Origin of the sequence: Hyphomonas sp. (genome assembly GCF_022844445.1) — a bacterium.
Lineage (GTDB): Bacteria > Pseudomonadota > Alphaproteobacteria > Caulobacterales > Hyphomonadaceae > Hyphomonas.
In genome coordinates, this window is record NZ_JALHLS010000001.1 from 134,018 (window position 1) to 160,910 (window position 26,893).

The 26,893-nt window shown below is 64.6% G+C and carries 33 protein-coding genes; 15 read left to right on the forward strand and 18 right to left on the reverse strand.

The window, feature by feature from the left end; all coding sequences use genetic code 11:
* Positions 1 to 2 precede the first annotated feature (2 nt).
* Positions 3 to 239: a helix-turn-helix transcriptional regulator gene (locus Q0C17_RS00685; protein ID WP_291199738.1), complete on the reverse strand. Its 237-nt coding sequence runs from the start codon at positions 237 to 239 to the stop codon at positions 3 to 5.
* A 131-nt stretch (positions 240 to 370) separates the two neighbouring features.
* Complete coding sequence (locus tag Q0C17_RS00690) at positions 371 to 1,144, reverse strand: SDR family oxidoreductase (RefSeq protein ID WP_291199742.1); 774 nt, start codon at positions 1,142 to 1,144, stop codon at positions 371 to 373.
* Positions 1,145 to 1,367: 223 nt separating this feature from the next.
* Here Q0C17_RS00690 and Q0C17_RS00695 point away from each other — a divergent pair, with 223 nt between their 5' ends.
* The 3 genes from Q0C17_RS00695 (at position 1,368) to Q0C17_RS00705 (ending at position 2,725) form a co-directional block, all read left to right on the forward strand.
* Positions 1,368 to 1,874, forward strand: a complete 507-nt coding sequence (locus tag Q0C17_RS00695) for a curlin-associated protein (protein WP_291199745.1) — start codon at positions 1,368 to 1,370, stop codon at positions 1,872 to 1,874.
* Positions 1,875 to 1,936: 62 nt separating this feature from the next.
* Entirely contained in the window at positions 1,937 to 2,320 is a 384-nt protein-coding gene (gene csgH, locus Q0C17_RS00700; RefSeq protein WP_291199748.1) for a curli-like amyloid fiber formation chaperone CsgH, read from the forward strand.
* Positions 2,321 to 2,332: 12 nt separating this feature from the next.
* Entirely contained in the window at positions 2,333 to 2,725 is a 393-nt protein-coding gene (locus Q0C17_RS00705; RefSeq protein WP_291199751.1) for a hypothetical protein, read from the forward strand.
* A gap of 20 nt (positions 2,726 to 2,745) precedes the next feature.
* Here Q0C17_RS00705 and Q0C17_RS00710 read toward each other — a convergent pair whose 3' ends face one another.
* Positions 2,746 to 3,447: a YafY family protein gene (locus tag Q0C17_RS00710; RefSeq protein ID WP_291199753.1), complete on the reverse strand. Its 702-nt coding sequence runs from the start codon at positions 3,445 to 3,447 to the stop codon at positions 2,746 to 2,748.
* Between the two features lie 92 nt (positions 3,448 to 3,539).
* Between Q0C17_RS00710 and Q0C17_RS00715 the strand changes: the two genes are divergently transcribed.
* The 7 genes from Q0C17_RS00715 to Q0C17_RS00745 all read left to right on the forward strand — a co-directional run bounded on the left by Q0C17_RS00715 (position 3,540) and on the right by Q0C17_RS00745 (position 9,406).
* Positions 3,540 to 4,265 (forward strand): glutathione S-transferase family protein, encoded by a 726-nt coding sequence (locus Q0C17_RS00715; RefSeq protein WP_291199756.1) that lies wholly within the window; start codon positions 3,540 to 3,542, stop codon positions 4,263 to 4,265.
* A gap of 68 nt (positions 4,266 to 4,333) precedes the next feature.
* Positions 4,334 to 4,828 (forward strand): hypothetical protein, encoded by a 495-nt coding sequence (locus Q0C17_RS00720; protein ID WP_291199759.1) that lies wholly within the window; start codon positions 4,334 to 4,336, stop codon positions 4,826 to 4,828.
* A 66-nt stretch (positions 4,829 to 4,894) separates the two neighbouring features.
* The gene (locus Q0C17_RS00725; RefSeq protein ID WP_291199762.1) at positions 4,895 to 5,566 is read left to right on the forward strand and encodes a hypothetical protein; all 672 of its coding nucleotides are present in this window, start codon (positions 4,895 to 4,897) and stop codon (positions 5,564 to 5,566) included.
* 76 nt (positions 5,567 to 5,642) lie between these two features.
* The gene (locus Q0C17_RS00730) at positions 5,643 to 5,999 is read left to right on the forward strand and encodes a hypothetical protein (protein WP_291199765.1); all 357 of its coding nucleotides are present in this window, start codon (positions 5,643 to 5,645) and stop codon (positions 5,997 to 5,999) included.
* A 104-nt stretch (positions 6,000 to 6,103) separates the two neighbouring features.
* On the forward strand, positions 6,104 to 7,510 hold the full coding sequence (lpdA, locus tag Q0C17_RS00735) for a dihydrolipoyl dehydrogenase (RefSeq protein WP_291199768.1): 1,407 nt from the start codon (positions 6,104 to 6,106) through the stop codon (positions 7,508 to 7,510).
* 229 nt (positions 7,511 to 7,739) lie between these two features.
* Positions 7,740 to 8,057 (forward strand): GNAT family N-acetyltransferase, encoded by a 318-nt coding sequence (locus tag Q0C17_RS00740; protein WP_291199771.1) that lies wholly within the window; start codon positions 7,740 to 7,742, stop codon positions 8,055 to 8,057.
* Positions 8,058 to 8,059: 2 nt separating this feature from the next.
* Positions 8,060 to 9,406 carry an AAA family ATPase gene (locus Q0C17_RS00745; RefSeq protein WP_291199774.1) on the forward strand — a complete coding sequence of 449 codons (1,347 nt, stop codon included), beginning with the start codon at positions 8,060 to 8,062 and terminating at the stop codon, positions 9,404 to 9,406.
* Here Q0C17_RS00745 and Q0C17_RS00750 read toward each other — a convergent pair.
* The 3 genes from Q0C17_RS00750 to Q0C17_RS00760 all read right to left on the reverse strand — a co-directional run bounded on the left by Q0C17_RS00750 (position 9,403) and on the right by Q0C17_RS00760 (position 10,704).
* Positions 9,403 to 10,116, reverse strand: a complete 714-nt coding sequence (locus tag Q0C17_RS00750) for an RDD family protein (protein WP_291199777.1) — start codon at positions 10,114 to 10,116, stop codon at positions 9,403 to 9,405. The two genes, Q0C17_RS00745 and Q0C17_RS00750, sit on opposite strands and share 4 nt — an antisense overlap.
* 96 nt (positions 10,117 to 10,212) lie before the next feature.
* Positions 10,213 to 10,443: a hypothetical protein gene (locus tag Q0C17_RS00755; RefSeq protein WP_291199780.1), complete on the reverse strand. Its 231-nt coding sequence runs from the start codon at positions 10,441 to 10,443 to the stop codon at positions 10,213 to 10,215.
* Between the two features lie 60 nt (positions 10,444 to 10,503).
* Positions 10,504 to 10,704, reverse strand: coding sequence for a hypothetical protein (locus tag Q0C17_RS00760; RefSeq protein ID WP_291199783.1), 201 nt, complete (start codon positions 10,702 to 10,704; stop codon positions 10,504 to 10,506).
* Between the two features lie 113 nt (positions 10,705 to 10,817).
* Here Q0C17_RS00760 and Q0C17_RS00765 point away from each other — a divergent pair, with 113 nt between their 5' ends.
* The gene (locus Q0C17_RS00765) at positions 10,818 to 11,345 is read left to right on the forward strand and encodes a GrpB family protein (protein WP_291199786.1); all 528 of its coding nucleotides are present in this window, start codon (positions 10,818 to 10,820) and stop codon (positions 11,343 to 11,345) included.
* Here Q0C17_RS00765 and dut read toward each other — a convergent pair.
* From dut to Q0C17_RS00785, 4 genes are all read right to left on the reverse strand, one after another.
* Positions 11,342 to 11,797: a dUTP diphosphatase gene (gene dut, locus Q0C17_RS00770; RefSeq protein WP_291199789.1), complete on the reverse strand. Its 456-nt coding sequence runs from the start codon at positions 11,795 to 11,797 to the stop codon at positions 11,342 to 11,344. The genes Q0C17_RS00765 and dut overlap by 4 nt on opposite strands.
* 46 nt (positions 11,798 to 11,843) lie before the next feature.
* Entirely contained in the window at positions 11,844 to 13,070 is a 1,227-nt protein-coding gene (gene coaBC / locus Q0C17_RS00775; RefSeq protein WP_291199792.1) for a bifunctional phosphopantothenoylcysteine decarboxylase/phosphopantothenate--cysteine ligase CoaBC, read from the reverse strand.
* 143 nt (positions 13,071 to 13,213) lie between these two features.
* Positions 13,214 to 13,534, reverse strand: coding sequence for a hypothetical protein (locus Q0C17_RS00780; RefSeq protein ID WP_291199795.1), 321 nt, complete (start codon positions 13,532 to 13,534; stop codon positions 13,214 to 13,216).
* A 126-nt stretch (positions 13,535 to 13,660) separates the two neighbouring features.
* Positions 13,661 to 15,178, reverse strand: coding sequence for an AarF/UbiB family protein (locus tag Q0C17_RS00785; protein WP_291199797.1), 1,518 nt, complete (start codon positions 15,176 to 15,178; stop codon positions 13,661 to 13,663).
* A gap of 85 nt (positions 15,179 to 15,263) precedes the next feature.
* Here Q0C17_RS00785 and Q0C17_RS00790 point away from each other — a divergent pair, with 85 nt between their 5' ends.
* The gene (locus Q0C17_RS00790) at positions 15,264 to 15,428 is read left to right on the forward strand and encodes a hypothetical protein (protein WP_291199800.1); all 165 of its coding nucleotides are present in this window, start codon (positions 15,264 to 15,266) and stop codon (positions 15,426 to 15,428) included.
* An 11-nt stretch (positions 15,429 to 15,439) separates the two neighbouring features.
* Here the strand turns inward: Q0C17_RS00790 and Q0C17_RS00795 are convergent, their stop codons facing one another.
* Positions 15,440 to 16,228 carry a class I SAM-dependent methyltransferase gene (locus Q0C17_RS00795; RefSeq protein ID WP_291199803.1) on the reverse strand — a complete coding sequence of 263 codons (789 nt, stop codon included), beginning with the start codon at positions 16,226 to 16,228 and terminating at the stop codon, positions 15,440 to 15,442.
* A 49-nt stretch (positions 16,229 to 16,277) separates the two neighbouring features.
* Between Q0C17_RS00795 and mutM the strand changes: the two genes are divergently transcribed.
* Positions 16,278 to 17,123 (forward strand): bifunctional DNA-formamidopyrimidine glycosylase/DNA-(apurinic or apyrimidinic site) lyase, encoded by an 846-nt coding sequence (gene mutM / locus Q0C17_RS00800; protein ID WP_291199806.1) that lies wholly within the window; start codon positions 16,278 to 16,280, stop codon positions 17,121 to 17,123.
* On the opposite strand, the gene Q0C17_RS00805 is transcribed toward mutM, so the two are convergent.
* The gene (locus tag Q0C17_RS00805) at positions 17,114 to 18,316 is read right to left on the reverse strand and encodes an NAD(P)/FAD-dependent oxidoreductase (RefSeq protein ID WP_291199809.1); all 1,203 of its coding nucleotides are present in this window, start codon (positions 18,314 to 18,316) and stop codon (positions 17,114 to 17,116) included. The genes mutM and Q0C17_RS00805 overlap by 10 nt on opposite strands.
* A gap of 78 nt (positions 18,317 to 18,394) precedes the next feature.
* Here Q0C17_RS00805 and Q0C17_RS00810 point away from each other — a divergent pair, with 78 nt between their 5' ends.
* Positions 18,395 to 19,126, forward strand: coding sequence for an SDR family oxidoreductase (locus tag Q0C17_RS00810; protein WP_291199812.1), 732 nt, complete (start codon positions 18,395 to 18,397; stop codon positions 19,124 to 19,126).
* Positions 19,127 to 19,132: 6 nt separating this feature from the next.
* Here the strand turns inward: Q0C17_RS00810 and Q0C17_RS00815 are convergent, their stop codons facing one another.
* Positions 19,133 to 20,302, reverse strand: a complete 1,170-nt coding sequence (locus tag Q0C17_RS00815; RefSeq protein WP_291199815.1) for an acyl-CoA dehydrogenase family protein — start codon at positions 20,300 to 20,302, stop codon at positions 19,133 to 19,135.
* Positions 20,303 to 20,431: 129 nt separating this feature from the next.
* Here Q0C17_RS00815 and Q0C17_RS00820 point away from each other — a divergent pair, with 129 nt between their 5' ends.
* A complete protein-coding gene (locus Q0C17_RS00820) occupies positions 20,432 to 21,244 on the forward strand; it encodes an enoyl-CoA hydratase-related protein (RefSeq protein ID WP_291199818.1) in 813 nt (270 codons plus the stop codon).
* Positions 21,245 to 21,248: 4 nt separating this feature from the next.
* On the opposite strand, the gene Q0C17_RS00825 is transcribed toward Q0C17_RS00820, so the two are convergent.
* From Q0C17_RS00825 to Q0C17_RS00845, 5 genes are all read right to left on the reverse strand, one after another.
* Complete coding sequence (locus tag Q0C17_RS00825) at positions 21,249 to 21,596, reverse strand: MmcQ/YjbR family DNA-binding protein (RefSeq protein ID WP_291199821.1); 348 nt, start codon at positions 21,594 to 21,596, stop codon at positions 21,249 to 21,251.
* Positions 21,593 to 23,296, reverse strand: a complete 1,704-nt coding sequence (locus Q0C17_RS00830; protein ID WP_291199824.1) for an amidohydrolase — start codon at positions 23,294 to 23,296, stop codon at positions 21,593 to 21,595. The genes Q0C17_RS00825 and Q0C17_RS00830 overlap by 4 nt, the downstream gene beginning before the upstream one ends.
* 71 nt (positions 23,297 to 23,367) lie before the next feature.
* Complete coding sequence (locus tag Q0C17_RS00835) at positions 23,368 to 24,471, reverse strand: DUF3667 domain-containing protein (RefSeq protein WP_291199827.1); 1,104 nt, start codon at positions 24,469 to 24,471, stop codon at positions 23,368 to 23,370.
* An 84-nt stretch (positions 24,472 to 24,555) separates the two neighbouring features.
* The gene (locus Q0C17_RS00840; RefSeq protein WP_291199831.1) at positions 24,556 to 25,446 is read right to left on the reverse strand and encodes a lysophospholipid acyltransferase family protein; all 891 of its coding nucleotides are present in this window, start codon (positions 25,444 to 25,446) and stop codon (positions 24,556 to 24,558) included.
* Between the two features lie 244 nt (positions 25,447 to 25,690).
* On the reverse strand, positions 25,691 to 26,854 hold the full coding sequence (locus tag Q0C17_RS00845) for an acyl-CoA dehydrogenase family protein (RefSeq protein ID WP_291199833.1): 1,164 nt from the start codon (positions 26,852 to 26,854) through the stop codon (positions 25,691 to 25,693).
* Positions 26,855 to 26,893 lie beyond the last annotated feature (39 nt).

Consider the following 26,893-nt stretch of genomic DNA (forward strand, 5'->3'; position numbering starts at 1 on the left):
GATCAGGACTCCTGGTCTCTGAGGCTATGGGCAAGAGGGGCAAAGGGCTTGAGGGAGAAGAGTTGCTCAACCGGCACGCCGAAAAGGGCCGCAAGCTTCAGCGCCAGTTCGACCGAGGGCGCATAATCGCCGCGCTCGAGATAGCCGATAGTCTGCGGATTGACGCCGACGGCCTCAGCAATGTCCTTCCGGCTGAGGGCGCGCTCGGCCCGGAACACGGAAAGTCTATTGTGAATCATAAAGGATTGCCATTTATATGCTTCGATACGTTGTGTATAAGCAACGTTTCATCGGCAGTCAATACGAGCGCAAAAAAAGCGCGGGGCACAACCCCGCGCTTCAAACTGTCCTTTATGCCCGCGCAGCGCGCCTACATCGCGCTGATGCCGCCATCGACCTTTATCTCGGCGCCGGTGACGAGTTTCGATTCGTCCGAGGCGAGGTAAAGCACGGCGTAGGCGATGTCGTCCGGCTCGCCGACCTTGCCAAGCGGAATCTGGCGGCCGAGTTTCTCGAGCGCCTTCTGCTCGCCAAACATTTCCTTGGTGCGGTCAAGGATCGGCGTGTTGATGAAAACGGGGTGTACAGAGTTCGAGCGGATCTGCCCGCCGGTCTTGGCGCAGTGCAGCGCAACCGACTTCGACAGGTGTCGCACGGCGGCCTTGGCAGTATTGTAGGAAACATAGTTGCCGCTTGCGATAATGCCGGCGATCGATGAGATGTTGATGATCGAGCCGAGGCCGTGATTGCGCATCAGGGGGATTGCATACTTGCAGCCGAGAAAGATGGAATCGACATCCACCGCTTGAACCTTGCGGAAGATTTCGTAGCTCTCATCCTCCACCGAGCCGAGCGAGCCGATGCCGGCATTGTTGACCAGGACGTTGAGGCCGCCCATCGCATCATGCGCGAGCTGCACGACTTCCTTCCAGCGGGTCTCGTCCGTCACGTCCTGTTGGAAGGCGAAGGCCGTTCCGGCGCCGTGCGCGGCGTTTATCGAGGCAGCGATCTTTTCGGCCCCTGCCCCGTTGATGTCGGTGAGAGTGACTTTCGCACCCTCTTTCGCCAGCATGCGGCCGATGGCTTCGCCAAGCCCCTGAGCGCCGCCGGTGATCAATGCCATTTTTCCTGAAACGCGGCCCATGCAATTTCCTCCCTCATGTGTCTGCCTGGCGGATGGCCTAGCAGGCGGATTGCCGGGACGCAAAGTGCTGCGCGCCCAAAATATCCGGTCACTGCATTTTCTTCTCCAGATGAACGAACGTGAACCAAGCATTCAAAGCGCGTTCAGTGGGGAGACGTCATTCCTGTACGCGATCGAGCGCCGCACTCAATGCCGCGCAAGACGCAACCCGAGGAGTTTGAACATGAACCGCTTTTTTTCCACTGCCGCCGCTGCCCTGCTGGTGTTCAGCCTTGGCACCGCCCATGCTGACCCGCGCAGCCGGGTACGCATCGACCAGTCGGGCTACAACAACGGCGCCGCTGCAGCGCAGCAAGGCTCGCGCAACGGTACTGTCATCGTGCAGGGCGGCTCGGGTCAGTATGCCCGCGGCGTGCAATCCGGCTACAACAACTTCCTGCGCATGGACCAGTACGGCACGCGCAACAGCGTAGGTACGGCCCAGATCGGCGAGAACAACTTCGCCGTCACCGGACAGGAAGGCCGCAATCTGCGCGCCGACACACTGCAGACCGGCTATGGCAACGTCTCCGGCATCGCGCAGATCGGCACGAACAACAGGGCCGTGGCAGACCAGGACGGCGTGAACAACACGTCGGGCATCATCCAGGTCGGCAATGGCCAGGACGTGACGGTGCGCCAGCGCGGGGAAGGCAACATCTCCGTGGTCGTACAGAGTGGCTACAACTGAAGCTGATGCGCGGGGAGGCAATCCCGCCTCCCCGTCCGCCTACCTGCTCGAGGAGCAAGTCGATGTTGAAACCGATGACACTGAGCGCGCTGGCGCTGGTGACGGCCTGCGCCGGACAGTCTTATGCCGGCGTCCAGACCGCCGCGCCCACTTATCTGGCGAACGGCCCGGCGGCCTGCAAGATCCGCGAGACGAAGACGCCGCAGGGCGTTCGGCTTGAAGCGCTGATCCATGCCGACCGCTCCGTTTATGGAGACTATGACTTCGTCATCACCGCCTACAATACTGGCGGTTCGTCCGACATCTCGCAGAGCGGCGCAGTGGACCTGGTGGCCGGTGAACGCGCCAAGGTCGGCTCGGCTGAAATCCCGCGCGGGCGTTACCGCGCCGTCCTTACACTGAGCGATGCCCGCGGGCCGCTCTGCAATCTTGAACGCCGGTCCTAGGAGGCCCGACCCATGAAACGCACCACAATTCTCGTATCGGGCCTTTACCTTGCCAGCCTTGCCCTGTCGCCCGCCTGGGCGCAGGGCGCTCGGAACAAATCGATGGTGCTGCAACAGGGCGCCGGTAACGCTGCCGGCATCCAGCAGACCGGCACCGCGAACGACGCCGGTGTACTGCAGTTCGGCCGCGGCAATACCGGCATCGTCACTCAGGAAGGCACCGGCAATGCCGCCTGCCTCGTGCAGGCCGGGCGCAATCTTGGCGGATCGATCCAGCAGACGGGCGACTATCAGACGACCGGCGTGTTCCAGACACGCACGGGCATCCGGGAGATTCCGGTTGAGGCCTGCGCCAAGGCAACGACCCGGGCGCATGTCTGGGCCTATGCGGTGGGGCGCCGGTAAGCCCGCCACTCGCCATCCGCCTAGGTGTAGCCAGCCCGTTCTCGTTCGCTCCGGCTGTCCTGCTCCCAGCGCTTACGCAGGCGCCCGACGCGCTCGGGAAAGCGGCCAAGGGTTTCGGCGGCGCTGACACGGTCTGTGCGGAAATGGCGGAAACCCTGGCGCAGTTCGCACCAAGCGCAGATCAGCTGCACTTCGTCCCAATAGGCGAGCAGGAAGGGCCAGATAGTTCGCTGGGTGACAGCGCCCGCCTCATCGGCATAGTCCAGCTTCATCTTCATCTGCCCACGGATGGCCTGCCGGACAAGCGCAACATCGAAACTATCTTTCGGACGGTTCCGAAAGCTGATCGGCCTCAGGCCGGAATCAACGATGACGGGTTGTAGCTCCCGAGGCACGGCGACGGTCAGCTTGGCGATCAGGTCGCGCGCGCCGCGGGCGAGCGCCGCGTCGCCCCGCGCGGCCACCCATTGCGCGCCGAGGACGGCCGCTTCCAGCTCATCCGCTGTGAGCATCAGGGGCGGCATGTCATAGCCCTCCTCGAGCACGTAACCGGTGCCCGCCTCGCCCCGGATCGGCACGCGCTGGGCGATCAGCTCGGCCATGTCGCGGTAGAGTGTGCGCAGCGAGACTTCGAGTTCTTCGGCCAGCGCCAGCCCGGTGACGGGCGCGCGGTGCCGGCGCAGAACCTGAATTATCTGGAACAGGCGCTCAGTGCGTCTCATCTATCTGTCCTACTGCCACGCTGCTGACACCATGCTGTCAGCAGGGGGCAGGCATCAAGTCTTCAATGCAAACCAGAGGACGGAGACAGACCATGATCACCTTGTACGGATGGGGCCCGATGTTCGATTGCCCCTCGCCCAGCCCCTATGTGATGAAAACGGACATGCAGCTTCAGCTGCTCGGCGCGTCCTTCAACCGGGCTTACGCGGACCTCGAGTCCGTGCCGAAGCGCAAGGCGCCGTATCTGACGGATGGCAGCCTTCTGGTCGAGGACAGCAATTTCATCCGGGCGCACATGGAAGCCAGGCTTGGCCGCTCGCTGCTTGATGGCCTCGATGACGCGCAGCGTGCCGCCAGCTGGGCCTTCGAGCGTATGGCCGAGGGGCATCTGGCGAGTGTCATGCTGATGGAACGCTGGCTGAAGGACGCGAATTTCCAAAAGGGTCCGGTCCAGTTCTTCGGCGATGTACCGGCGGCGCATCGCGCCGAAGCCATCAAGCAGGTTCTGGGCGGTCTTGCCGCCACGCTGTATGAAAGCGGGATAGGCCGGCATTCGGAAACCGAGCGGCTGCAACTGGCCGCCTGGGACCTCGAGGCAATTGCCAGCCAGCTCGCGGGCCAGGATTTCCTGTTCGGGGACAAGCCGACCGCGGCGGATGCCAGCGTGTCCGCGATGCTGATCGCCAGTGCCACGGAGTTCTTCGACTCACCGCTGACCGGTCTCGTGCGCGGCCATGGCAATCTGGTGGACTACATGGACCGCATAAAGGCCCGCTTCTTCGCGGTGAATTCATGGCCGGCTTACGAGATGGCCTGACCTTCCCAACAGATGTGCTAGGCCTATCCCCGTCTCGGATACAAAGGGTGGGGAGATCTGGCGGCGCAATGAACTGGCTGTCTTTCATGACACGCACGGACGGCTCGCGGGTGGTCTACCTATGGCGGGCTTTTCTGGCAGCCGTACTGGGCACGGTGCTGGCAGCCGTCGGCGCCATCCTGATCTTTCAGCAGCCCGAGACGCCGGATACCAGCCCGCCTCCCCCCTTCTTCGGCGTCGTGCTGATGTGGCCGGCAGTCTCGAGCCTCGTGCTATGGGGCGTGGCGGAAGTGGCGCGGCGCGCGGCGCCGACCTACTGGCATGCGGCCGGGGCGACGGCGCTGGCCTTTGCAGCCTTCTTTGCGCTGGCGGCGAACCCGCAGGCGGGGCTGATCTTTGCCTGGCCTTATTTCATCTATGCGCTGACCTACCTCGCCTGGCACCTGCGCTCGAACCTTGAAGGGCTGGCAATGACCTTTGCGCTGCAGGTGGCGGTGAACCTGGCGCTGAGCCTGCTGCTGTTTGCCCCGGCGGGCGACCCCGTTCCGGTGCCGACGGCCTAGGAATTCGGTAAAATTCAATCGACCTGTTTCAGCGGGCGCTCACCATGGCCGTGCTACGCGTAAGGCATGCCGCGTCGTCTGATAGCCATCCTGCTGACGATCTATGCGATCGCTTTCGCCTTCGGCGCACTGACCGCCGTGCGCTGGCCGTCGATCGTGATGGTCATGGGCTGGATCGTACAGGACGACGTCGCTAACGGCCTGAAGGGCGTGAACTGGCGCGAACTCGGCATTTCGCATGGCGCTGCCTACCTCTTTGCTGCGCTGGGCTACTATGCGTCCGGCGCGACCCTAGCGGCCCGCAAGGGCGGCGCAGTCGGCTGGTACGCCTTTGCCCTCACCTTTTCGATCCCGTCGGTCTTTCTCGTGCACTTCGATGCCAACTGGTGGGAGAACCCGAGCGCGGGCGAAGGCGCGATGGCAGGCCTGATGGCCGGCGCGCTGCTGCTGCTGATCGCGGTATGGGAGCTGCGCAAACGCCCGCCGGAATTAATGGATGTGGAAGTGACGCCCGAAACCATGACCAACCCGGCCGTAGCAGCCGCCCTTGCCAAACAGCAAGCGCCGGCACGCGCGGAAAAGCCCGTGAAGGTGAAGAAGAAACACCCACCCCTGTTCGTGCCGGACATCGTGGTGCAGCGCCAGCGGGCGATGTTCATGGCGCAGGCCCAGCGCCGGAGGGCAGCGCGCGCCGCCAACCTCGCCCGCCTAGCGGAACGTGCAGACGAAGCGGCCTGACGACGCCCCCCCGTTGCCGGACTGCCCGCAAGGGCCTAGCCTCCCACAACAATAGTCGTCCGGGAGGGGACATGAGATGATCCGCAGAGTGATTGCCGGGGTTTTAATCCTCGTGGCCGGGTGGCTTGCCTGGCAGGGCCTGCAGGGCGTGCTGGTGCTCACGTCGCGCGGCAGCCCGCTGGCGCAGGCGCTGGACCCGATCGTGGCCGTGCGGATTGGCGCCGCCTCGCTCGCCCTGGTTGGCGGGCTGCTGGCGGCTGCGAGTGTCCGCTTCGGCGCCGTGGTGGCGCTGCTCGGAACGCTTCTGTTTACACTGCTGGCGGGCGCCTTCATCGCCTCCGGCACCGATTCGAGCCTGTGGATGGACGAAGTGATTGGCGCGGGCGTGCTGCTTGTGCTGACCGGAAGCCTCTTGTTCCTCAAGCGCGGCTAAGTCTGTTTTCCGGTCCCTGCGGATTGATTTCGGGGCTGGAATGCATAGGTATGCGGCGCAGTTCGAATCGCGCGGCACAAGCCCGCTAAAAGGAATATATTCCCATGGCAGAGACCTATGACGTCGTCATCATCGGCGGCGGCCCCGGCGGCTACAACTGCGCGATCCGCGCCGGGCAACTCGGCCTCAAAGTTGCCTGCATCGAGACGCGCGGCAAGCTGGGAGGCACCTGCTTGAACGTCGGCTGCATTCCATCCAAGGCACTGCTGCATGCGTCGCATCTCTTCCATTCGGCGCAGAACGAATTCGCGGCGCTCGGCATCAAGACCGGCAAGGTCGAACTCGATCTGCCGCAGATGATGGCGCAGAAGGAAGAGGCGGTCGAAGGCCTCACCAAAGGCATCGAATTCCTGTTCAAGAAAAACAAGGTCGAGTACGTCAAGGGCCGCGGCAAGATCCTCGGCAAGGGCAAGGTTGAAGTCGCCCTGGCCGACGGCGGTACGCGCGTGCTCGAGACGAAGAACATCGTGATCGCGACGGGCTCAGAGCCCGCCTCCCTGCCCGGCATCGAGATCGACGAGGAGCGCATTGTCTCCAACGTCGGCGCGCTCAGCCTGAAATCCGTGCCGAAGAAGCTGGTACTGATCGGTGCCGGCGTGATCGGCCTTGAGATGGGCTCGGTCTGGGCGCGGCTCGGCTCGGAAGTGACCGTGGTCGAGTATCTCGACCGCATCCTGCCGCCGGCCGACGCGGAAGTCGCCAAGGAAGCCGAGAAGACCTTCAAGAAGCAGGGTCTGACCTTCAAGCTGGGCACCAAGGTGACCGGCATCGAGAAGCAGAAGACGAAGCTGAAAGTGTCGATGGAGCCTGCAAAAGGCGGCGTAGTAGAAACTCTGGACGCCGACATCGTGATCGTCGCCATCGGCCGCAAGCCGTACACGGAGGGTCTCGGCCTCGAGAGCGTCGGCGGCCGCACAGACAAGCGCGGCGTGGTCGAGGTCGTAGACGGCCATTTCAAGGTGGCGGACGGCGTGTGGGCGGTGGGCGACTGCATCCACGGGCCGATGCTGGCGCACAAGGCCGAGGATGACGGCACGGCGGTGGCCGAGCTGATCGCTGGCAAGGCAGGGCATGTGGACTACAACCTCGTGCCGAGTGTCGTCTACACGAACCCGGAGATCGCCTGGGTCGGCAAGAACGAGGAAGAACTGAAAGCGGCGGGCGTCGAGTACGTGAAGGGCAAATTCCCCTTCATGGCCAATTCCCGTGCACGGACGAACCACGAGACCGTGGGCTTCGTAAAAATTCTCGCGGAGAAAGGGACCGACAAGATCCTTGGCGCACACATGATCGGCGTCGGCGTGGGCGAGATGATCGCGGAAGTTGTCTTGGCCATGGAGTTCGGCGCCGCCTCCGAGGACATTGCCCGCACGAGCCACGCGCACCCGACGCTGTCGGAAGCTGTGCGCCAGGCCGCTATGGGCGTTGAAGGCTGGACGATGCAGATGTGAGGCACCGTGCCTCATACGCTGCGCTCCCGCACCATCCAGACTGAGATTTGGCTTGCCTCCCGGCTGGACGCCGCGCGCGCGCCACCTTACTCTGCGGCCCATGTACAAACATGCCGGAGCCGGTTGGAGCATCAGGCCGTTCAGCGCAGCGGATGCAGGTCCATGCCTCTCGATCTTCCGGGACTGCCTGGCGGAAATGCCGTGGCGCGTGCGAAATCGCGGGCAGTATATGATCCTGCGCCGGGCGCTGAGCCCTCAGGCCGCCTGGGTGGCCGAAGAGCCGGATGCCGGCATCGTCGGCTTTCTAACGCTGCAGCCGCTGCAGGACTATATCGACCATCTATTCGTTGACACCGACTGGCGCTTCTGCGGCGTGGCGCGCGGCCTGCTGGAAGTGGCGCGGCAGGGCGCGACCGGCGCGCTGAGCCTGGATGTCGACACCGAGAACATGGGCGCGCGGCGCGCCTATGAAGCGCTCGGCTGGCAAGTAGTGGCGAGCACCGGGAGCACCGGCAAGGCGCGCCAGATGCGCCTGGTCAGCCCCTGATCTTGTCCCGCAAACTGCCCCCATCTCCGGAAACCATCTATGCGGCGCCGGCCGAGTGGGTCGCGCGCGGGGCCGGCGCGCAGGGTAACCTGTTCCTGACTGGGCGGGCCGGCACCGGCAAGACAACGCTGCTACGCAAGTTCCTCGCCGAGGCGGGCGACAAGGCGGTGATCGTGGCGCCGACGGGTGTGGCCGCGATGAATGCTGGCGGGCAGACGATCCATTCTTTCTTCAAGCTGCCACCGCGCCTGATCGAGGCGCAGGATGTACGCCGCCTACCGAATGCGCGTGTGGTGCGCGCAGTTGAAACGGTGGTGATCGACGAGATCTCGATGGTGCGCGCCGACATGCTGGACGCCATCGACAGGAGCCTGAAACTGAACCGCGGATCGAAGCGGCCATTCGGCGGCGTGCGGATGATCCTGTCCGGCGATCTGCACCAACTGCCGCCGGTGGTGTCCAACCAGGAAAGCCCGATCCTGCAGGAACGGTTTGGCGGCAACTACTTTTTCAATGCACCCGCCTTCAAAGAAGGCGAGTTTGCTCTGCTGGCCCTGAAACATGTGTTCCGGCAAGAAGACCCGCGGTTCCTGGCGCTGCTGGGCGCGTTGCGCTCTGGCCGCGTGACACCGACTGACGAGGCGACGCTGGCGAGGCTCGTCTCGACGCGAAGCGCTTCGGATGCATCGGAGACGCATGTCGTGCTGACACCGAACAACGCCAACGCCTTCCGCATCAATCAGACGCGTCTGGCAGAACTGAAGGGCGAAGCGAAAAGATTTCCTGCAGATGTGCAGGGCCAGTTCGACGAGAAGAGTTTTCCGACCGAATCTGATCTCGAACTGAAAATCGGCGCGCGCGTGATGCTGATCCGCAATGATCCGGAAGGACGCTGGGTGAACGGCACGCTGGCGCATGTCGAAGGGTTCGGATCGAAGAGTGTAATTGTGAAGATCGGAGGGCGCGTCTACGAAATCGAGACGGCGGCCTGGGAGAAGTATCGCTACGACTACGAGATGGACACCAAGAAGGTGAAGCGCGAAGTGGTGGGCACATTCAAGCAGGTGCCGCTGCGGCTTGCCTATGCGGTGACGATCCACAAGGCGCAAGGCCTGACGCTGGACAATGTGTTTATCGACTTCGATAGCGGAATGTTCGCACACGGACAGGCCTATGTGGCCTTCTCGCGCGCACGCTCGCTGGAGGGGCTGGAAATCTCGAGGCCGTTGCGCCCGCGCGACCTGGTGCTGGACCGGGAGGCTTTTGCATTCGGGGCGCTCGACACGATCGAGGACACGCCCAATTACCTCCTCGCGAAGTTCCGCAAGGACGAAGGCGTTCTCGTCTAGGCGAACGTCTGTTCGTAGGAAAGCGACGCCTTGCCCTTGGCACAAACCATCGTGCCCGCAATGAGGTCGTGCAGGCACCGGCGGTCCTGACGAACAAGGCCCATGAGGTAACTGAGATAGAGCGGCGTGATGCCCGACACGAGCTTTCCAAGTGTATTGCGCATGATCACAGCGCCAAGCGAAGGTTTGCCGCCCATCTTGTCGGTCACGATGGCACCTACAGCCATCTTTCCGAGGGTTGCCTGGAGCGAAGAACTTTCCATGGCGACGGCGTAAAGCAGGGCACCAAAAACCAGGAACAACAGGACGCCGATATAGCCGGTGGCGAACTGCGCATCGGTCATGTTGGGCTGAGGCCCCATTGCACCGATCATCAGCACCAGGGGAACGGCGAACACTGCACCGTCGATCAATGTCGCAATGATCCGGCGACCCCAGACGGGCTTGCCGGCCTGATGGCTGGCAGGCCCGGAAGGCGCGGCAAAAACCGGCGAGGGGGAGGAATGTTTCTGCGCGGCCCCGAACTTCGAAGCGGCGGGCTCAGGCACGCGGCTGCGCTCGGACTGGAGGAAGGCGAGCGCTTCGGGTGAGAGCTTGTCGCGCGCGGCGGGCGCAGCGCGGCCCACGGGTGAAGGCGCGGTTTTCTTGCCGAAGGTGGGTTTTGCCGGAGCGGCACCGCCCCCTGTCACTTGTTTGCCGAACGTCGCCATGAAAGGGCCTCCCTACCGAGGGTTACCCTAGCTGATCAATCTATCGATCCCGCAAAAACGCCCGGCGGAATTCGCGCCGCAGCTTTAACCAAACGGTTAGGCGAGCTTGCGGATCTCGTCGGCGAGGGCGCGGTCGTTGTCAGTGACGATGGCCTCTAGCACGCGAACGCGCTCTTTCAGGCGGCTGACTTCCTCCCGCATGGCCGAGACATCGGCCTGGGTGGTGGCATCGGCGGCCGAGTTGGCGCGCGTTTTCAGGTAGGTCTGGTAGACCCCTGCCCCGACGCTGATCGCGACGATAAGCACAACCATTTCGAACGGACCCATGATCTGCTCCTTCGTGTCTTCTGGAAACATGCCCCAAGGGGGCGTTGATTGAAAGCGGTGTCAGAGCTTGTCGATGTCGCGGCGCAGGCGCCAGTCGCGGTCCGTGACGATTTCCTCGAGGCTGCGCACGCGGGCGTTCAGCCGGTTGATGGCTTCGTCGCGGGCATCCGGCATGCGCAGGCGCGCCTCGCGCCGCCCTTCGGCCCGCAAGACCAGCCAGACGATGAACCCGCCCATCAGAATATAGAACGCAGCGGCCATGACATACTCCCTTATTGATTATCGATGTGGCCCCATTTGCGTCAGGCACAAGTGGCAGGGGCAAAAAAATCGGCGCCATTTGCGGCGGGGCGCGGAACGGCTAGAGGCGGCGCATGAGCCGCGTCACTGTAGTTCCTCACGATCCAGCCTGGGCCCGCGCGTTCGCGGCCGAGGCAGCGGCGATCAAGGCGGCTTTGGGCGGCCTGACGATGACGCTGCATCATATCGGCAGCACTGCCGTTCCCGGCATTCTCGCGAAGCCGGTCATTGACCTGCTGGGCGAAGTTGAGGTGATGGCGGCGCTGGATGCGGCGGCGGGAAAGCTCGTGGCGCTCGGCTATGAGGCGCTGGGCGCCAACGGCATCTCGGGCCGGCGGTATTTCCGCAAGCTGGGCCCGGACGGCGAGCGCACACATCACCTGCACGTCTTCACGCGCGGCTCGCCGCAGCTTGTTCGTCATCTGGCGTTCCGGGATTACCTGCGGGCCATGCCGGATGTGGCGCGCGCTTATTCGGAACTTAAGGCACAACTGACTCGCGACCCGGACGCGCCGCGCGATGCCTATATCGACGGCAAGGCGCCGTTCGTTCTGGAGACAGAGAAGGCGGCGCTGGACTGGTACTGCCAGCTGCGCGGCTAGCGCCCTGTCGAGCCGAAGCCGCCGGCGCCGCGCGTCGTGGCGCCGAGTTCTTCCACTTCGCTCCAGGCGAGACGTGTGACCGGGGCGAGGACGAGCTGGGCGATGCGCTCGCCGCGCCTGATGACGAACGGCTCTGCGCCAAGATTGATCAGGATGACCTTGATTTCGCCGCGATAGTCGCTGTCGATCGTGCCCGGCGTGTTGAGGCAGGTGAGGCCGTGCTTGGCGGCGAGGCCGGAGCGCGGGCGGACCTGGATCTCGTAGCCTTCGGGGATGGCAACGGAGAGGCCGGTCTCGATCATGGCGCGGTCACCGGGGGCGAGGGTAACCGGCGCGTCTTCGGGAACCGCGGCGCGGACATCCATGCCGGCGGAACCTGACGTCTCGTAAGCCGGCAGATCGAGGCCAGAGAAATGCGAAAGGGGGCGAACCTGGACAGTGACGTTGCTCATGGCCTCCGGGTGCGGAGACTCTGGCCGTGAGTCAAGGCTTCGGAGATTATTCCGCCGCGAGGCGCAGACCTGCATCCGGACCGGCGAGCGCGTCCGCGACGCGGGCGGCGAGGCGACGGGAGACGTCGTCCTTGGCGAGCCGGGGCCAGTGTTCGGCGCCCTCGGCGGTGATCAGGTAGATCTCGTTCTCATTGCCGCCCATGACGTCGCCGGAAACATCGTTGGCGACGATCCAGTCGCAGCCCTTGCGGGCACGCTTGTCGATGGCGAGGGCTTCCACGTCATGCGTCTCGGCAGCGAAGCCGATGACGAGCCGCGGGCGCTTCTTCTTCTTGTGGCTGAGCGTACGTAGGATGTCGGGGTTCTCGGCGAGTTCGATGGTCGGGGCCTTACCCTCCCCTTTCAGCTTGAGCTTGCGGTCGGCAGCCTTCACCGGGCGCCAATCGGCGACAGCGGCGACGGAGACGAAAACGTCCGCGGGCAGAGCATCTTCACAGGCCTTCAGCATCTCGCGGGCAGTCTCGACCGACACGAAGGCCACGCCATCGGGCGGTTTGAGCGCAACGGGGCCGGAGACGAGCGTGACGCGGGCGCCTTCGGCGGCGAGGGCGGCGGCGATGCCGTAACCCTGCTTGCCGGAGGAGTGGTTGGAAATGTAGCGCACCGGATCGAGTGGCTCGCGCGTCGGGCCGGCGGTTACGAGGGCGTGGACGCCGGCGAGGCGTTTGGACCGCGGGGCTAGCGCAGTTTCGATCTCGCGAACGATAGCGCTTACTTCCGGGAGGCGGCCAGGGCCGAACTCGCCGCACGCCATGGGCCCGACATCGGGATCGACCACACGCACACCATCGGCATGCAAGCGCGCGACGTTGCGCTTAGTTGCGGCGTGGTCCCACATCCGCACGTTCATAGCGGGCACCATGAGAACCGGCTTGTCGGTGGCGAGCAATGCGGTGGAAGCGAGATCGTTTGCGAGGCCGGCGGCGGCCTTCGCCATCAGGTCTGCGGTGGCAGGGCAGACAACGACGAGATCGGCCGAGCGGGAAAGCTCGATATGGCCCATTTCGGTCTCGTCGGTAAGGTCGAAGAGTTCGGTAAAAACCTTTTCGCCTGAGAGGGCGGCGACCGAGAGCGGCGTGACGAATTCGGCGCCGGCCTTGGTCAGGATCACGCGCGAGGCAATGCCGCGCCGGCCCAGTTCACGGATCAGCTCAAGGCTTTTGTAGGCGGCGATCCCGCCGCCGATGATCAGGAGAATTCTCGGGCTTTTCATCCGGTCTGCCGGTCTGGTTTCAGGGGGCGTTCTAGCGCAAATACCTTGAGATCGTCCCATCAAATGCGCGGGATTGAAGGGGCCGCGTCAAGACTTGCGCAAGATATGGGGCCGCCTGCGCCGGCCGGGAACCCCGGGCGCTGTCACTCGCCGACGCGAATGATCTTGGTCATCGAGCTGCCGGAGGCACCGTATTTTGCGCCGGACAGGCCGCTCCTGCTGGAGCCGCCCTTGATCTCGCGGACGGAGACGGTGGTGCCGGATTTGTCCTGGCGCTGGTTCAGGATGAAGGAGCGGTAGGCGCCGTCGCAGATGACCCGGACCGTGGTGGTGCGCTTGCCGGCTGCCGTGGCGGCCTCAAGAGCGGCGCGGGTGGCCACTTCCGTGGCCGCGTTGCAGGGATCGGCGAACGCGGGCGCCGCAAGGCATGCAGCAGCGGCAATCAGGGCGGCAACGCGTTTCATGGGACCGGCTTCCTTCTGATGGCGGAGGCCGAAAGGTAACCGAGTTCTTAACGCGAAGAAGTCCTTACGCTTCAGGCGGGAAACTCACAGGCCGCGAGGCGCCGCTGCCGGGAGAAATTCGCGTCGCTAAAAGCCGCGCGCGGCCCAGGCGGCGGCGACGCCGAGAATCCCGATCAGGCCGAACCAGCCCCACCAGGGCGCGAAGCGCTCTGGCGGCGGCGGAGGCGCGGGCTCCGCCTCGAGGCTCTTCTCGAAACGGTCCATGACTTCCGGCAGGCGCTTCAGGCGGTTGGTCACTTCGCGCACGTTTTCCGAGATCATGCGCATCGCCCCTTCGGGACCGAAGTTGCGCCGCATCCAGCTTTCGATGACAGGCTCGGAGGCGGTCCAGATATTGTGCGTGGGATCAATCGCGCGCGCGACGCCTTCGACCTGCACCATTGTCTTCTGCAGGAGGACGAGTTCGGGGCGGAGCGCCATGCCGAAAGTGTGTGTGTAGTCGAAAAGCTGCAGCAGCACGCGGCCCATGGAGACTTCCTCCGCCGGGCGCCCGAAGAGCGGCTCGCCGATCGAGCGGAGGGCCTGCGCGAAGTCGCCGACTGACTGGCTGGCTGGCACATAGCCGGCCTCGAAATGCACTTCGGCGATGCGCACATAGTCCCGCTTCAGGAAGCCCCAGAGGATTTCCGCCAGGAAGCGTCGCTCGATGGGGCCGATGCGGCCAATGATACCGAAATCGACCAGCGCGATGCGCCCCTCCGGCGTCAGGATGGCGTTGCCTTCGTGCATGTCGGCATGGAAGACGCCGTGCTCGATTGCGCTGGAGAGGAAGCCCTGCGTGATGTCGTTGGCGAGCTTCTTGCGGTCGAGGCCCGGACGGTCCAGCACGCCAGGCTGGGTGAGCGGCGTGCCGTCGATCCAGGAGATCGTCAGCACGCGCTTTCCGGTGCGCTCCCAGTCGACCTTCGGAATGTTGAAGAAGCCGGTCTTGTCATTGATGGCGCGCATCTCGTCGGCGCCGCCGGCTTCAAGCCGAAGGTCGAGTTCGCGCAGCATGGAATCGGAAATGGTCTGCGTGAAGGCGACCGGACGCAGGCGGCGGCTTTCGCTGGAGACGCCTTCGATGGTGCGGGCGGCACGGCGCATGGCGGACAGTTCGCGCTCCAGCTGGCGCTCGATGCCGGGGCGCAGGATCTTCACCGCACGGTCGCCGTCGGGCAGGCTCATCTTGTGGACCTGGGCGAGCGAGGCAGCGGCGACCGGCTCCGACAGGCCGGGGAACAGGCGTACCGCTTCAGCCTCGCCGAACTCGGCCGCAAGCGCGGCACGCGCCTGCTTCATCGGGAACGGCGGCAGCTTGTCCTTGAGGCGCGAAAGATCGCCCGCGACTTCGGAGCCGAACACGTCGGGCCGCGTCGCGAGGAACTGGCCGAGCTTGATGTAAGCGGGGCCAAGCCCTTCGAGCGCGGCCGCGAGGCGCTGGCCGGGGCGGCCCTTGGCGCCGCCGAACAGGCGCAGGATGCTTCCCGCCATGCGCGCCGGGATGGGCAGGCGCGACTGGTAGGCGCCGGGCAGAACGACATCATGGCGCGCGAGCGCCGTGCCCGCACGCATCAGCCGCCAATAGTCGCCCAGCGCGCCCATCTAGGTTTTGCCCACCGACGGGGAACCAGGCTGTAGACCTGCGCGTTGACCATCAGGAACCAAATTGCAGAGAGCGAGCTTCATCATGTCCGATTCCCCCTCATCCAACAATTTCCTGTACCTGATCGTCGGGGTGCTGGTGGCCGGAGCGATTGCCTTTGGCGTCTACTACTTCACCGAAGGTGCTGGCGGGCCGGACAAGGTCGAGATCTCGGTCGGCGAGGACGGCGTCAAGATCGACGGGAACTAAGCGATTCATGATCACGCCGCCCAGCCGAAGTGCAGGGCGGCGATGCCGCCGGAATAGTTGGTGACGGAAACCTGCCGGAAACCGGCGCCTTCGATCTCGGCCTTGAAGACGGATTGCTCCGGGAACTGACGGATCGACTCGACGAGATACTGGTAGCTGCCCCGATCACTGGCGATCAGTTCGCCGAGGCGTGGGATGACGGCGTAGCTGTAGGTATCGTAGGCCTGCTGCAGGATCGGCGCCGTCATGTGGCTGAACTCGAGCACAGCAAGGCGGCCGCCGGTCTTCAGCACGCGGCGGAATTCGCGCAGGCCGGCAACCCGGTCGGCAAAGTTGCGGATGCCGAAGGAGACCGTGACGACGTCGAAGCTCTTGTCGGGATACGGCAACTTCTGGCCATCGGCGCAGACCCAGTCGAGGCGGCCTTCCCATTTGGCATTGTCGGGCCGGGCCTTGCCGGCTTCGAGCATGGCATCGTTGATGTCGCAGACGATGGCGGTGGCGGGGCGCGTGTCTCCGCGCCGGGCACCGGCCTTGTCGGCGAGGTCCAGGAAGGCGCGGGCAAGTTCGCCGGTGCCACCGGCAACGTCGAGATGGCGCTCGCCGGGCTGGGGGTTCACCCTGTTCATGGCGTCGTGCTTCCACAGCCGATGGACGCCGGCACTCATCAGGTCGTTCATCAGGTCGTAGCGCGAGGCGACCGAGCGGAACACGCCTTTGACCCGGGCGACCTTCTCGGCCTCCGTGACCTCCTCGAAACCGAAGGAGACCTTGCGCTCTGTGTCTTCCGCTTCAGCCATGCTGAACCACCTTACATGCCGCCGCCTGCTTAGCGTATATGCGATAAGGATGCCTGAATTACCTGAAGTCGAGACAGTTCGCCGCGGACTGGCCCCTGTGATGGAAGGCCGGCGTATCCTGCGGCTGGATCAGCGGCGTGCGGACCTGCGCTTTCCACTGCCCGAGCGGTTTGCCGAGCGGGTGGCTAACGCGCGGATCGACCGGCTCGCCCGCCAGGCGAAGTTTCTGGCGGCTCACCTCTCCACGGGGGAGGTACTGGTAATGCATCTCGGGATGACCGGTCGATTCACAATCACCGGGGCGGTGCAGGGTGAGTTTCACCATGCAACCGGAAACCTTTCCGCGCATGACCATGTCGTTTTCCACATGGAGGGGGGTGAGACCGTCACCTACAATGACCCGCGCAGGTTCGGCTTCATGGAACTCTGGCCCGCCGCGAGTTTCGAGGCATACCCAAGGTTAATGACGATGGGGCCGGAGCCTCTGTCGAACGCTTTCTCTGCGACGTATCTCGACACCGCGCTCAGTGGCAAGACGGCGCCCATCAAAGCGGCGCTGCTCGACCAGTCGATCATTGCGGGGCTGGGCAACATCTATGTCTGCGAGGCGCTCTACCGCGCCGGTGTCTCGCCGAAGCGGTTGTCCCGCTCCGTGCCGGGGACGCGGGCGGCGCGGCTGGCCCCAGCAATCAATGCGGTGATTGCCGAGGCAATCGCGGCGGGTGGCTCGTCGATCTCGGACTTTGCGGGCACGGACGGGGAGCTTGGCTACTTCCAGCACCGGTTCGACGTGTATGACCGCGAGGGCGAGGCATGCAAACGCTGCGGGAGCATTGTGCGCCGGATAGTGCAGTCAGGGCGGTCTACGTTCTATTGCCCAAGTTGTCAGCGTTGAGACTGGAGGCCGAGTCTGGCCAGGGGTGAGCCCAGCGCGCCACTGACGAGGGCAGCGAGCAGCGGCGGGGCGGGCCAGAGCTTCGAGAGCGGGGCAGCGAGACGGTCGCGCAGCCAAGGCAGGATTTCGGAGTCCGACTGGTAGACCGGCGTGAAGGCCCAGGTCATCAGCTGGAACAGGCGCACATGCAGCGCCCGCTGGCGCACGTACATCGCGGCGATGTCTTCGATCTCGGAGCAGGACTGGACAGCGCGGGCGAGCGCAAAGGCATCCAGCAACGCCATGTTCGCCCCCTGCCCCAGCTGCGGGCTGGCAGCGTGCCAGCTGTCGCCTACATGAATGAGGCGGCCTACGGCCGCGGGCCAATGCGTACGATGGCGGTAGCGCGCGAAGGTCAGCTGATCATGATCCGTGATCTGATCAACCAGAACGGCGGTTTCCGGCCAGAGGGCGCGGGCGGCATCCTTCCAGTGGACGAGCGGCGCAGCGCGGAATTCGGCATGAGCGTCGCCGCGGATGGACCAGAAATAGGTCAGGCTTTGCCCCGCGCCTTCGTGCGGGCAGCCGGACGGCATGACGCCGGCCATCTTGCGCGCGGCCTCGTAGCGCTGCTCCAGCGCGCTGCGGTCGAAGGGACCTTCCTCCGGCCAGGGCAAGGTGGCCCAGAGCGCGCCATAGGGCAGCTTGTTGACGGGCGCCGACGACAGCGGCGAGCGCACTCCGAGTGCATCAAGCACAAGATCAAACGGACCCTGCGCGCCGCCTTCAGCGAACACCAGAGTGCCGTTCACGGCGTTGGCGGCGGTAATCTTCGTGCCGGTAACGACGCGCGCACCACTGGAGACGGCGGCGTCATGCAGCAGCGAAAAAAGCGCGGTGCGCTGGATGCCGATGCCGCGCAGGCCGCTGCGCAGCGCAGCATACCGCACATCCAGCACGGCGCGGCCGGTCTCTGCTGATATGCCCCAGAGCCGCTCAATCGGCGCGCCGAGCGCTTCGGCAGGACCGCGCAGGCCGAGCTGATCCAGGATGACGAGTCCCGTCTCCTGCAGCATCAGGCCGGAGCCGACAGGACCGGCCGCCTCGAACTGGTCGAACAGCATGACGCGGTGGCCCTGGCGCGCGAGGAACGCAGCCGCGGCAAGGCCGCCAATACCGGCGCCGGCGATCGCGATGGAAAGGGTTCGGCTCATCTGCTTGTTTAGCGCTGCTCCTTGCGCAGAAAGCAAGTCCGCGCGAGAGTGAGTTCCGAAAAGAAACGGGAGACGGCGATGTCCAACGGAGCAGCCCTGATTGTCGGCGCAGGAGATGCGACCGGCGGCGCCATTGCGAAAGCGTTTGCCCGCGAGGGCCTGACGGCGTGCGTGACACGGCGCGCGCGCAACCTCGATTCGCTGAGCGCGCTCGTCTCCGAAATCGAAGCAGAGGGTGGCAAGGCGCGCGCCTTTGGTGTGGACGCGCGCGAGGAAGACGCAACGATTACGCTGGTCGACCAGATCGAAGACGAGGTCGGCCCGCTGGAAGTGTGCGTGTTCAATATTGGCGCCAATGTGCGCTTCGGGATCACCGAAACGACGAGCCGCGTGTACCACAAGGTGTGGGAAATGGCGGCCTACTCGGGCTTCCTCGCCGGTCGCGAGGCGGCGCGCGTGATGCGCCCGCGCGGGCGCGGCACGATCCTGTTCACGGGCGCGACTGCAGGCGTACGCGGGCGGGACGGATTCTCGGCCTTTGCCGGCGCGAAGCATGCGCTGCGGGCGCTGGCGCAATCGATGGCGCGCGAACTGGGGCCGCAGGGCATCCATGTCGCGCACATCGTGGTGGACGGCGCGATCGACAGCCAGTTCATCCGGGAAAACCTTCCGGATGCAGACGACCGGCGGGCGCGCGACGGGCTGCTGATCCCCGACGAGATTGCGAAAAACTATGTCTGGCTGCACCGCCAGCACCGCTCTGCCTGGACGCATGAGCTGGACCTGCGGCCCTGGAACGAGAGCTGGTAGGGCGCCCTACACCATGCCCGCATCGGTCGGCAGCCCGAACAGGATGCGGCCGGTCAATTCCAGCGTGGAGGGGGCGGTAACAATATGCTGCGTGATCGCATGGGCGTCGCGGAAGCGGCGCTGCAGGTCGTTCGATTCAAACAGGGCCGCGCCGCCGCCGAGATCATAGAGCGTGCGGCAGATGTCGGCGCCGCTGCGCGTCATGTGCGTGCAGGCGAGGCGCAGGTCCGCGCGCATTTCCATCGGAATATCGCCGTCCTGCGTGGCAACGGCCCAGACCCGGTCGATTTCTGCGAAGAGATAAGCGCGGGCGGCGCGCCACTCGGCTTCGCAGGTGGCGAAGGACGCCTGCACCGACTGACGCTCGGACAGCGTTTTCGATGAGCCCTGGCTTTTCTTGACGGTGGCGAGATCGTGGAAGGCATCGAGCGCGCCGCGCGCATTGCCGAGCGCCACGCCGCAGACACCGAGGGCGAGCAGGCCAAAGGCCGGAAACTTGTAGAGCGCGCCGGGCTCGCGCGGCTTGTCGGAGACGAGCGACACGGACCGGCCCTTGGGCACGAGGATGTCCTTCACCTCGATATCGCCGGAGCCTGTGCCCTTGAGGCCCATCACATGCCATGTATCGATCAGGGTCGCTTCGGAAGCCGGGAAGACCATCATGCGCGTATCCGGCGCGCCGCTGGGAAGGCGCTTCATCTCGCCGTTTTCCCAGAGCGTGCAGCTGCCGCAAAGCCAGGTGCAGTTTGCGGAGCCCGAGCCCCACTGCCAGCGGCCGGTGACGCGGTAATGGTCGCCTTCCAGCGTGGCGCGGCCCATCGGCGCGAAAACGCCGCCGGTTATGGCCATCGGTTCGGCATAGATCGCCTCAGCAAACGCCGGCTCCATGTACGCGGCGTTGAGCGCCGTGGTGGAGGCGATCATTGCGCACCAGCCGGCGCTGGCATTGGCGCGCGCGATGGTTTCGGTGATCTCGATGATTTCGCGCGGGGTGGATTCAAGGCCGCCGAAGCGTTTCGGCGTAACCATCCGCAGAACGCCGGTGGCGGCAAGTTTCTGCGCAAGGTCTGCCGGGAGGCGGCGCGCCTCCTCCATCTCGGCAGCACGGGCGGCAAGCTCGGCCAGTAGTGGCTGGACGGCGGCGATGGGGTCACTGGACTGGAATGTGTCGGCCATGGCGGAACGCTAAACCTTTTCCGCGCGGCGTCAAAGAGGCTGCCCGGGGCGTCACGCCGCGTCAGCATTGCTGGCGGTGGGCACCGCGCCTACACTCGCCCCGACACAAACGAACACGGGGAGCGCCACATGTCTGAGCAGTTGCTGGAAACCTTCGAGGACGGCATCGCCACCTTGACCATGAACCGCCCGGAAGCGCGCAACGCGCTGACAAGCGAACTGTTGGACGAACTCGCCGTGGCGGTGCCGCGACTGGCGTTGGATCCGAAGGTGCGGGTGGTGGTGCTGACCGGTGCGGGCGGCGCTTTCTGCGCAGGCGGCGACGTGAAGGGCTTTGTCGCGGCGCCGACCGGCGGGAATGGCAAGGGCGAGGCGCCGTTCAGCATGGAGCAGCGCATCGCGGGCCTTCGCAAGGGTATGGAAACCGCTAAATGGCTGCACGAGATGCCGAAGCCGACACTCGCTGTGATGCCGGGACCTGCCGCCGGCGCGGGCCTGTCGTTGGCGCTCGCCTGCGACATGCGCATCTGCACGACGACTGCAAAGCTCACGACCGCCTTCTCCAAGATCGGCGCGAGTGGCGATTATGGCGGCTCGTATTTCCTTACGAAGCTGGTGGGCGAGGCAAAGGCACGCGAGCTTTATTTCACGGCGGACGTCATCTCGGGCGAGGAGGCGGCGCGTCTCGGTATTGTCAACGACGCCGTGGCGCCAGAAAAGTTTGAAGAGGCGGCTAAGAACAAGGCACGCTATCTCGCCGGGCTGCCGACGGTCGCGATCGGCTACATGAAGAAGAACCTGAACCTCGCCGCGAGCGCGACTCTTTCCGAAGTACTGGACATGGAAGCGGCACATATGGTGCGCACGATGATGACTGAAGACCATAAGGCGGCCTCGCTAGCGTTTGTCGAGAAGCGGCCACCGGTGTTCAAAGGCACCTAGCGAATCAGAGCTTCAGCTCGCCGTGGATCTTTACCGGCGCGGCGTGGCGCCAGGACATGACGAGCGCGGACCTCAGCGTGACGGCATCACATGCCTTCAGGCGAACGGAAGTCGCGCCCTTTTCGCCCCACTTGTTGGGCACGGGAAAGAAGATCGCGGGCTCCGCCTCGCATAGCATTCTCTGTTCCTCCGGCGTGAGGAAGACATTCGAAAACTCATGGTGCGGCGGCAGGGTGCAGAAGATCTTGCCCTTTGGCGCATCGACGCGGAAACTCGCCCAATCGAAATGCGGGCGCTCCAGGGCGCGGGGCAAGGCCAGGGCGGCGGCGCGGAGCTTTGCAGGTGTGATCATCGCACGGCCTTGTAGACGGTCTCGCCATCCTTGAGGGTTTCGAGCACGATGAGAGTGCGAATTTCCGCAGGCGGAACTTTCAGCGGATTGGCGGACAGGATTGCGAAATCAGCGCGCTTGCCGGGCGTGATCGAGCCCTTATCCGCTTCTTCTGAGTATTGACGGGCGGCGTTCAGCGTCACTGCGCGCAGTGCATCGAGCGCGCTGGCACGCTGGTCCGGCCCGAGGATTTCGCCGGAGCGGGTCTCCCGGTTCACGGCGACCCAGAGCAGATGGAGCACGTCCGGAGGCACAACCGGCGAATCCGTGTGCATCGTATAGGCGAGGCCGCGCGCCTTGGCGGCGACAAGCGGGCTGATGAAAGCGGCGCGTTCGGGCCCGATGGCCTGGTCGCGGTGCCAGTCGCCCCAGTAGAAGGGGTGCGCCGCGAAGAAAGATGGGATGATGCCGAGTTCGGCCATACGGTCCAGCTGATCCTCCCGCGCGGTCTGGGCGTGGATGGCGACGGTGCGCAGGTCATCGTGCGGCGTGGCGGCAAGGAGCGCGCCTTCGATCGCCAGCAGCTGATCGATCGCCCGGTCACCATTGACATGGGCGATGACCTGGATACCGCGCGCGTGGGCCTCCTCCATCAGGTCATGCACGCTTTCATCCGTATATGTGCCGTAGCCGGAATATCCGGTCGCCTGCCCTGGCGGCGGAATATGGTAGGGGCGCGTCAGCCAGGCCGTCTTGCCCTGCACGGAGCCATCCAGCACCAGCTTGATACCCCCGACGCGGAAGTGCCCGTCATAGGCTTTCGAGACCGCGAAGTCCTCGCCGATGGAGGCGCCGTCCTGGAAATGCTGGTAGGCGACGATGTCGAGATAGAACTTCCCTTCGGCCGCCGCCTTGCGCATGTCCTCGACCTGCTGGGGCGTCGAGGCGCCGTCCTGCACGGTAGTGATGCCGTTTTCCGCATAGACCTTCTGGATTGCCGTCATGCCGGCGATGCGCATGTCCTGGCTCGCGGGCGGCAAGTGGCCCATGACGAGATAGAGCGCCGTCTCTTCGAACACCCCGTTCGGGGCGCCGTCTGCCTCCCGCCGGATGACGCCGCCGGCAGGATCGGGCGTATCTTCCGTGACCCCCGCAAGCCGGAGGCAGGTCGTGTTGCAGGTGACGAAATGCGCCGACGTATGGACCAGCAGCACCGGCACATCGGCGAAGACGGCATCAAGATCGTGCCGGTCCGGATGGCGCTGTTCGGCGAGCAGCGTGTCGTCATAGCCGAAGCCGACAATCCAGGGCGCTGCGGGGTGCGCGGCGCGCCAGTCGCGCAACGCCCCCTGCAGGCTGGCCATGTCCGTGATCGGACCGGCGGGCGGCGGCTGAAGGTTTGCCATCGCGGCGGCCTGCGACATGATCGCGAGGTGGCCATGTGCATCGATGAAGCCGGGCACAAGCGTTGCCCCGCCGAGATCGCGCACGGTCGCCTGCGGGCCAGCCTGTTGCAAAACATCTGCCGCCGTACCGACGGCGACGATCCGGCCATCGCGTATAGCGACTGCCTCGGCGGATGGCAGGGCTTCGTCCACCGTCACAATGTCTGCATTCGTCAGCACGGTGGTGCCGGCGCCGGTCTCGCGGACAGGCTGAGCCGCGCAGGCTGACAGAAGGATGGCAGCCAGGCCAAGGCCGGCCCGGGTCAATCGGTTCATGGTGTTCCTCCCGGCCGGTATGCTCCGGCTTGTCCTTCACCATCGGCGAGCCACGCGCCGTTTGGCAAGCCTCAGACCGACAGCGCGCCCAGGACGACGGCCGTCAGCAGCGCCGACATCAGAACGCAGAAATAGACGCTGTCGAGCGTCAGCACCCGGAGGCCCGAACTGAAGCGTCCGCGCTGATAGACCGCCCGCTGCAGCCGGTAGAGGTACCAGTTCGAGTAGATCAGCAGCGCCATGATGACCCAGCCGGGTCCCACGAGCAACGAGGCGAGGAAGCCCAGCGACATGACGAAGAACAGCGCTGAATGGAAATGCAGCGATACGATCAGATGGTCGAAGAATAGGAACTGGCGGCGCCAGAGATAGACCAGCGACAGAAGCAGCGCATAGACAGGCAGCATCACGAACATCATGCGCGGCACCCATTCCAGGGTCCGCGCGGCGAGCCGGTTCGGGTCCGACGCCACTTCGGCAAAGCGGGCGGCGTCCTCGTCGCCCTGCTCGCCTGCTTCACGCACCGCGTCCATTGCGGACTTCGGCATGATGCCTTCCCACTCACCTTCCGGGGTGACATTGCCGTCTGCATCCGGTTCCGGCGCTGTTCGCTCGCGGGGGATGAGACCTGGGATGCCGCCCTTCCACATCTCCTCGACCTGGTCGAGCGCGGCGATGGCTTCGGTGTATTCTGCTTCTGTCAGCTCGCCGTCGGCATAGTCCTGCTCGACGGCGGCACGGGCGTCGGTCATGGAGCCGGTATTGCCAACATTGATATTCAGCCCCTGCCCCGTGACGAGCGGCATAACAATGAAGAAGACCAGCGACGCGAGCACGTAGAGGCGGAAGGCTGGAATGAAGCGCGCGCGTTTTCCGTCAAGATAATCGCGTGTGATCTTGCCGGGCTTCAGCACGAGATCCGGCAAGGTTCGCGCGATGCGCCCGTCAATCGAGAAGAAGGTTTCAAGACTTTCGCCAAGCAGTGACCAGAAGGGTCGCCGGATGCTGTGGCCGCTCTGGCCGCATTCGTGGCAGAACTCACCGGCTAGCAAAGTGCCGCAGTTCAGGCAACTCGGCGTGTCCGGCAGGCCTTTCGCCCGGCCGAGCTCAGCGGCTGCGTCGGCCCCGGCATGCTCGATGGCCGTATCGGCGGCCGCGCCAAAATCGTCACTCATGCCTCATCTTCCTCAGAGAGATATAGGCGCGTTTTCCCAGCCCTTCGGCCCCGGCGCAACCGCCGAGTTCGGCTGGCAGGCAGATCAGCGGAAGATACGGGGCTTGTTGGCCTGGAACCGCAGGCCGGCGGCCCGGTAGCGCGGCGCTTTCCCGTCCGGGGCGAGTGCGTAGGTCTGCTCCCGCAGGAATTCCATCAGGCCGCGGCGCTTGCCGGCAGCGTCGAGCGCTTCCGGCGTCAACGTCTCGCCGATCTCGACGCGCAGCGTCTTGCCCATGCGGCGGCGCACCTCTCTGAAGACGAGCGCGAGGCGCAGCTCCAGCGAGAGATGCGAGGCGATCTGAAAGAGGCGCGAATTCTGTCCGTCAAAAAAGATCGGCGTGACATGGGCGCGGCTCTGGGTAATCAGCTTTGCCGTAAACGGCTTCCATTCGTCATCGACCGCAAGCGGATCAAAAGGACGCGGCGTGGTCGCAACCCCGCCGCTGGGGAACACAACGATGCAGCCGCCGCTCTTCACATGCGCCAACGCCGCCTTGCGCATGGCGACATTGGCCTCAACCGCTTCACGTGTGCCGCCGAAATCGACGGGTAGCAGATAGGGCCGCGCCTCGGGCACGCCGTCCAGCACGGAGTTTGTGAGCACCTTGAAATCCGAGCGCCGCAGACTGATCAACCAGCTGATGATCAGACCGTCGAGTACGCCGAAGGGATGGTTGGCCACAACGACCAGCGGGCCTTCGCGCGGGATCAGCGCGTGCTTGCTTGCGGAAAACTGCACGTCGAGATCGAGCAGGCGGATAGCCGCTTCGAAGAAAGGCACGTCGCGCGAAAGATCGGCGCGGTAGTGATCGTAGAGTTGCTTGATCTTTGGCTGGCCAGAAATCTGCTCGACAGCCCGCACAAGGCGGCGCTTCAGCGGGTCGTCGAAATAGGCTGCGTAGGAGAGCTCAGGGGAGACCGTGTCTTCAATCATGCGGACTCGATCCATTCTTGCTCGTGTCAGGCGACGAGAGTGCCCGTCCTGTGGCCGTCATCATTTTCTGCTGCCATTTTTGCCAGTTACGAAACGCGGACACGCCCAGACTGATCGGAATGAGTATAAACAGAATCATTCCACAGACCAACCACACCACAGTGCTGTCGATGGAGCTGGCCCAGAGCGCAACTGGAAGCGCTAGGATGATCCCGAGCTGCACCCAGCGGAGCCAGTCGCGCATTTACAGCCGCCACATCCGCGCCAGGTTGTTCTTCTGCATATCGGACGAGCCGCCGACGATGGGCATGCCGAGCAGGTCACGCAGGTTGCGTTCGATGTCATAGGCGTCCGATAGGCCATAGGCGCCGATTACCTGCTGGCAGGCGAGGCCGATCTCGACACCGGTGTCGGCGATGTAGAGCTTGGCCATCGCGGTTTCCGCCGAGCAGGGCTGGCCGGTGCTGGCGAGCCAGGCGGCGTGGTAGAGCATATGGCGGCAAGCGGCGAGCTTCGTCCGTGCCGTGACGAGCTTGTGGGCAATGGCCTGATGCTTGCCGATGGGCTTGCCGAACTGCACGCGCTCGCCGGCATATTTCCACGCCTCTTCCAGCGCTGCGCGGGCGAGGCCGTAAGCGACGGCGGTGATCTCAATTTTTTCGACATCCAGAGCGCGCCCGGCGAGGGCTTCCCAGCCCTTGTTCCACTTTTCCGGTCCGCCGACGATGGCGCTTTCCGGCAGGCGCACGTCATCAAGGTAGACGTCCATGGACTTGGTATAGCGCAGGTTCGCATGCTCGATGGCCTGCATCGTCACGCCCTTGGCATTCGTCGGCACAAGGACAAAGGTCAGGTTGCCATGGCGCGCGCCCGGCTCCCCGGAGCGGCAGAGGCAGTAGATATAGTCGGCCCAGTCGGCACCGGTGCACCAGCGCTTTGCACCCTTTATGACGATCTCGTCGCCGACCCGCTCGACCCGCGTCTCGACATTCGGCAGGTCGCCGCCAACGTTTGGCTCGGACAGGCCGTAGGCGAGGAAGATCTCACCGCGCGCGAGCTTCGGCAGGAGCGCTTCCTTCTGCTCCTTTGATCCGTTCTCGGAGATGTTCAGTCCGCCATAGAAGGCAGCGTGGATATAGGGACCGGCCATGCTCGGCCCACCCTGGCAAAGCTCTTCGATGACCGCAGCGGCGGCGTAGATATCTTGCCCCTGCCCGCCATACTCTTCCTGGATGGTCAGGCCGATCAGGCCCATCTCCGCGATCTCGCGGAAGAGGGTGCGGTCCCAGGTGGCCGCCCTGTCCCATTCGCGCCGCTTCTCGCGCGGCATCTTCTCCGCCACCCAGCGTGTCAGCTGGCGGCGGATTTCAGTAACGTGATCAGGCTCGGCGGCAAAGGATATGGACATGGATGCGACTAGAAACCGGATTGGCGGCGGAGGAAAGAG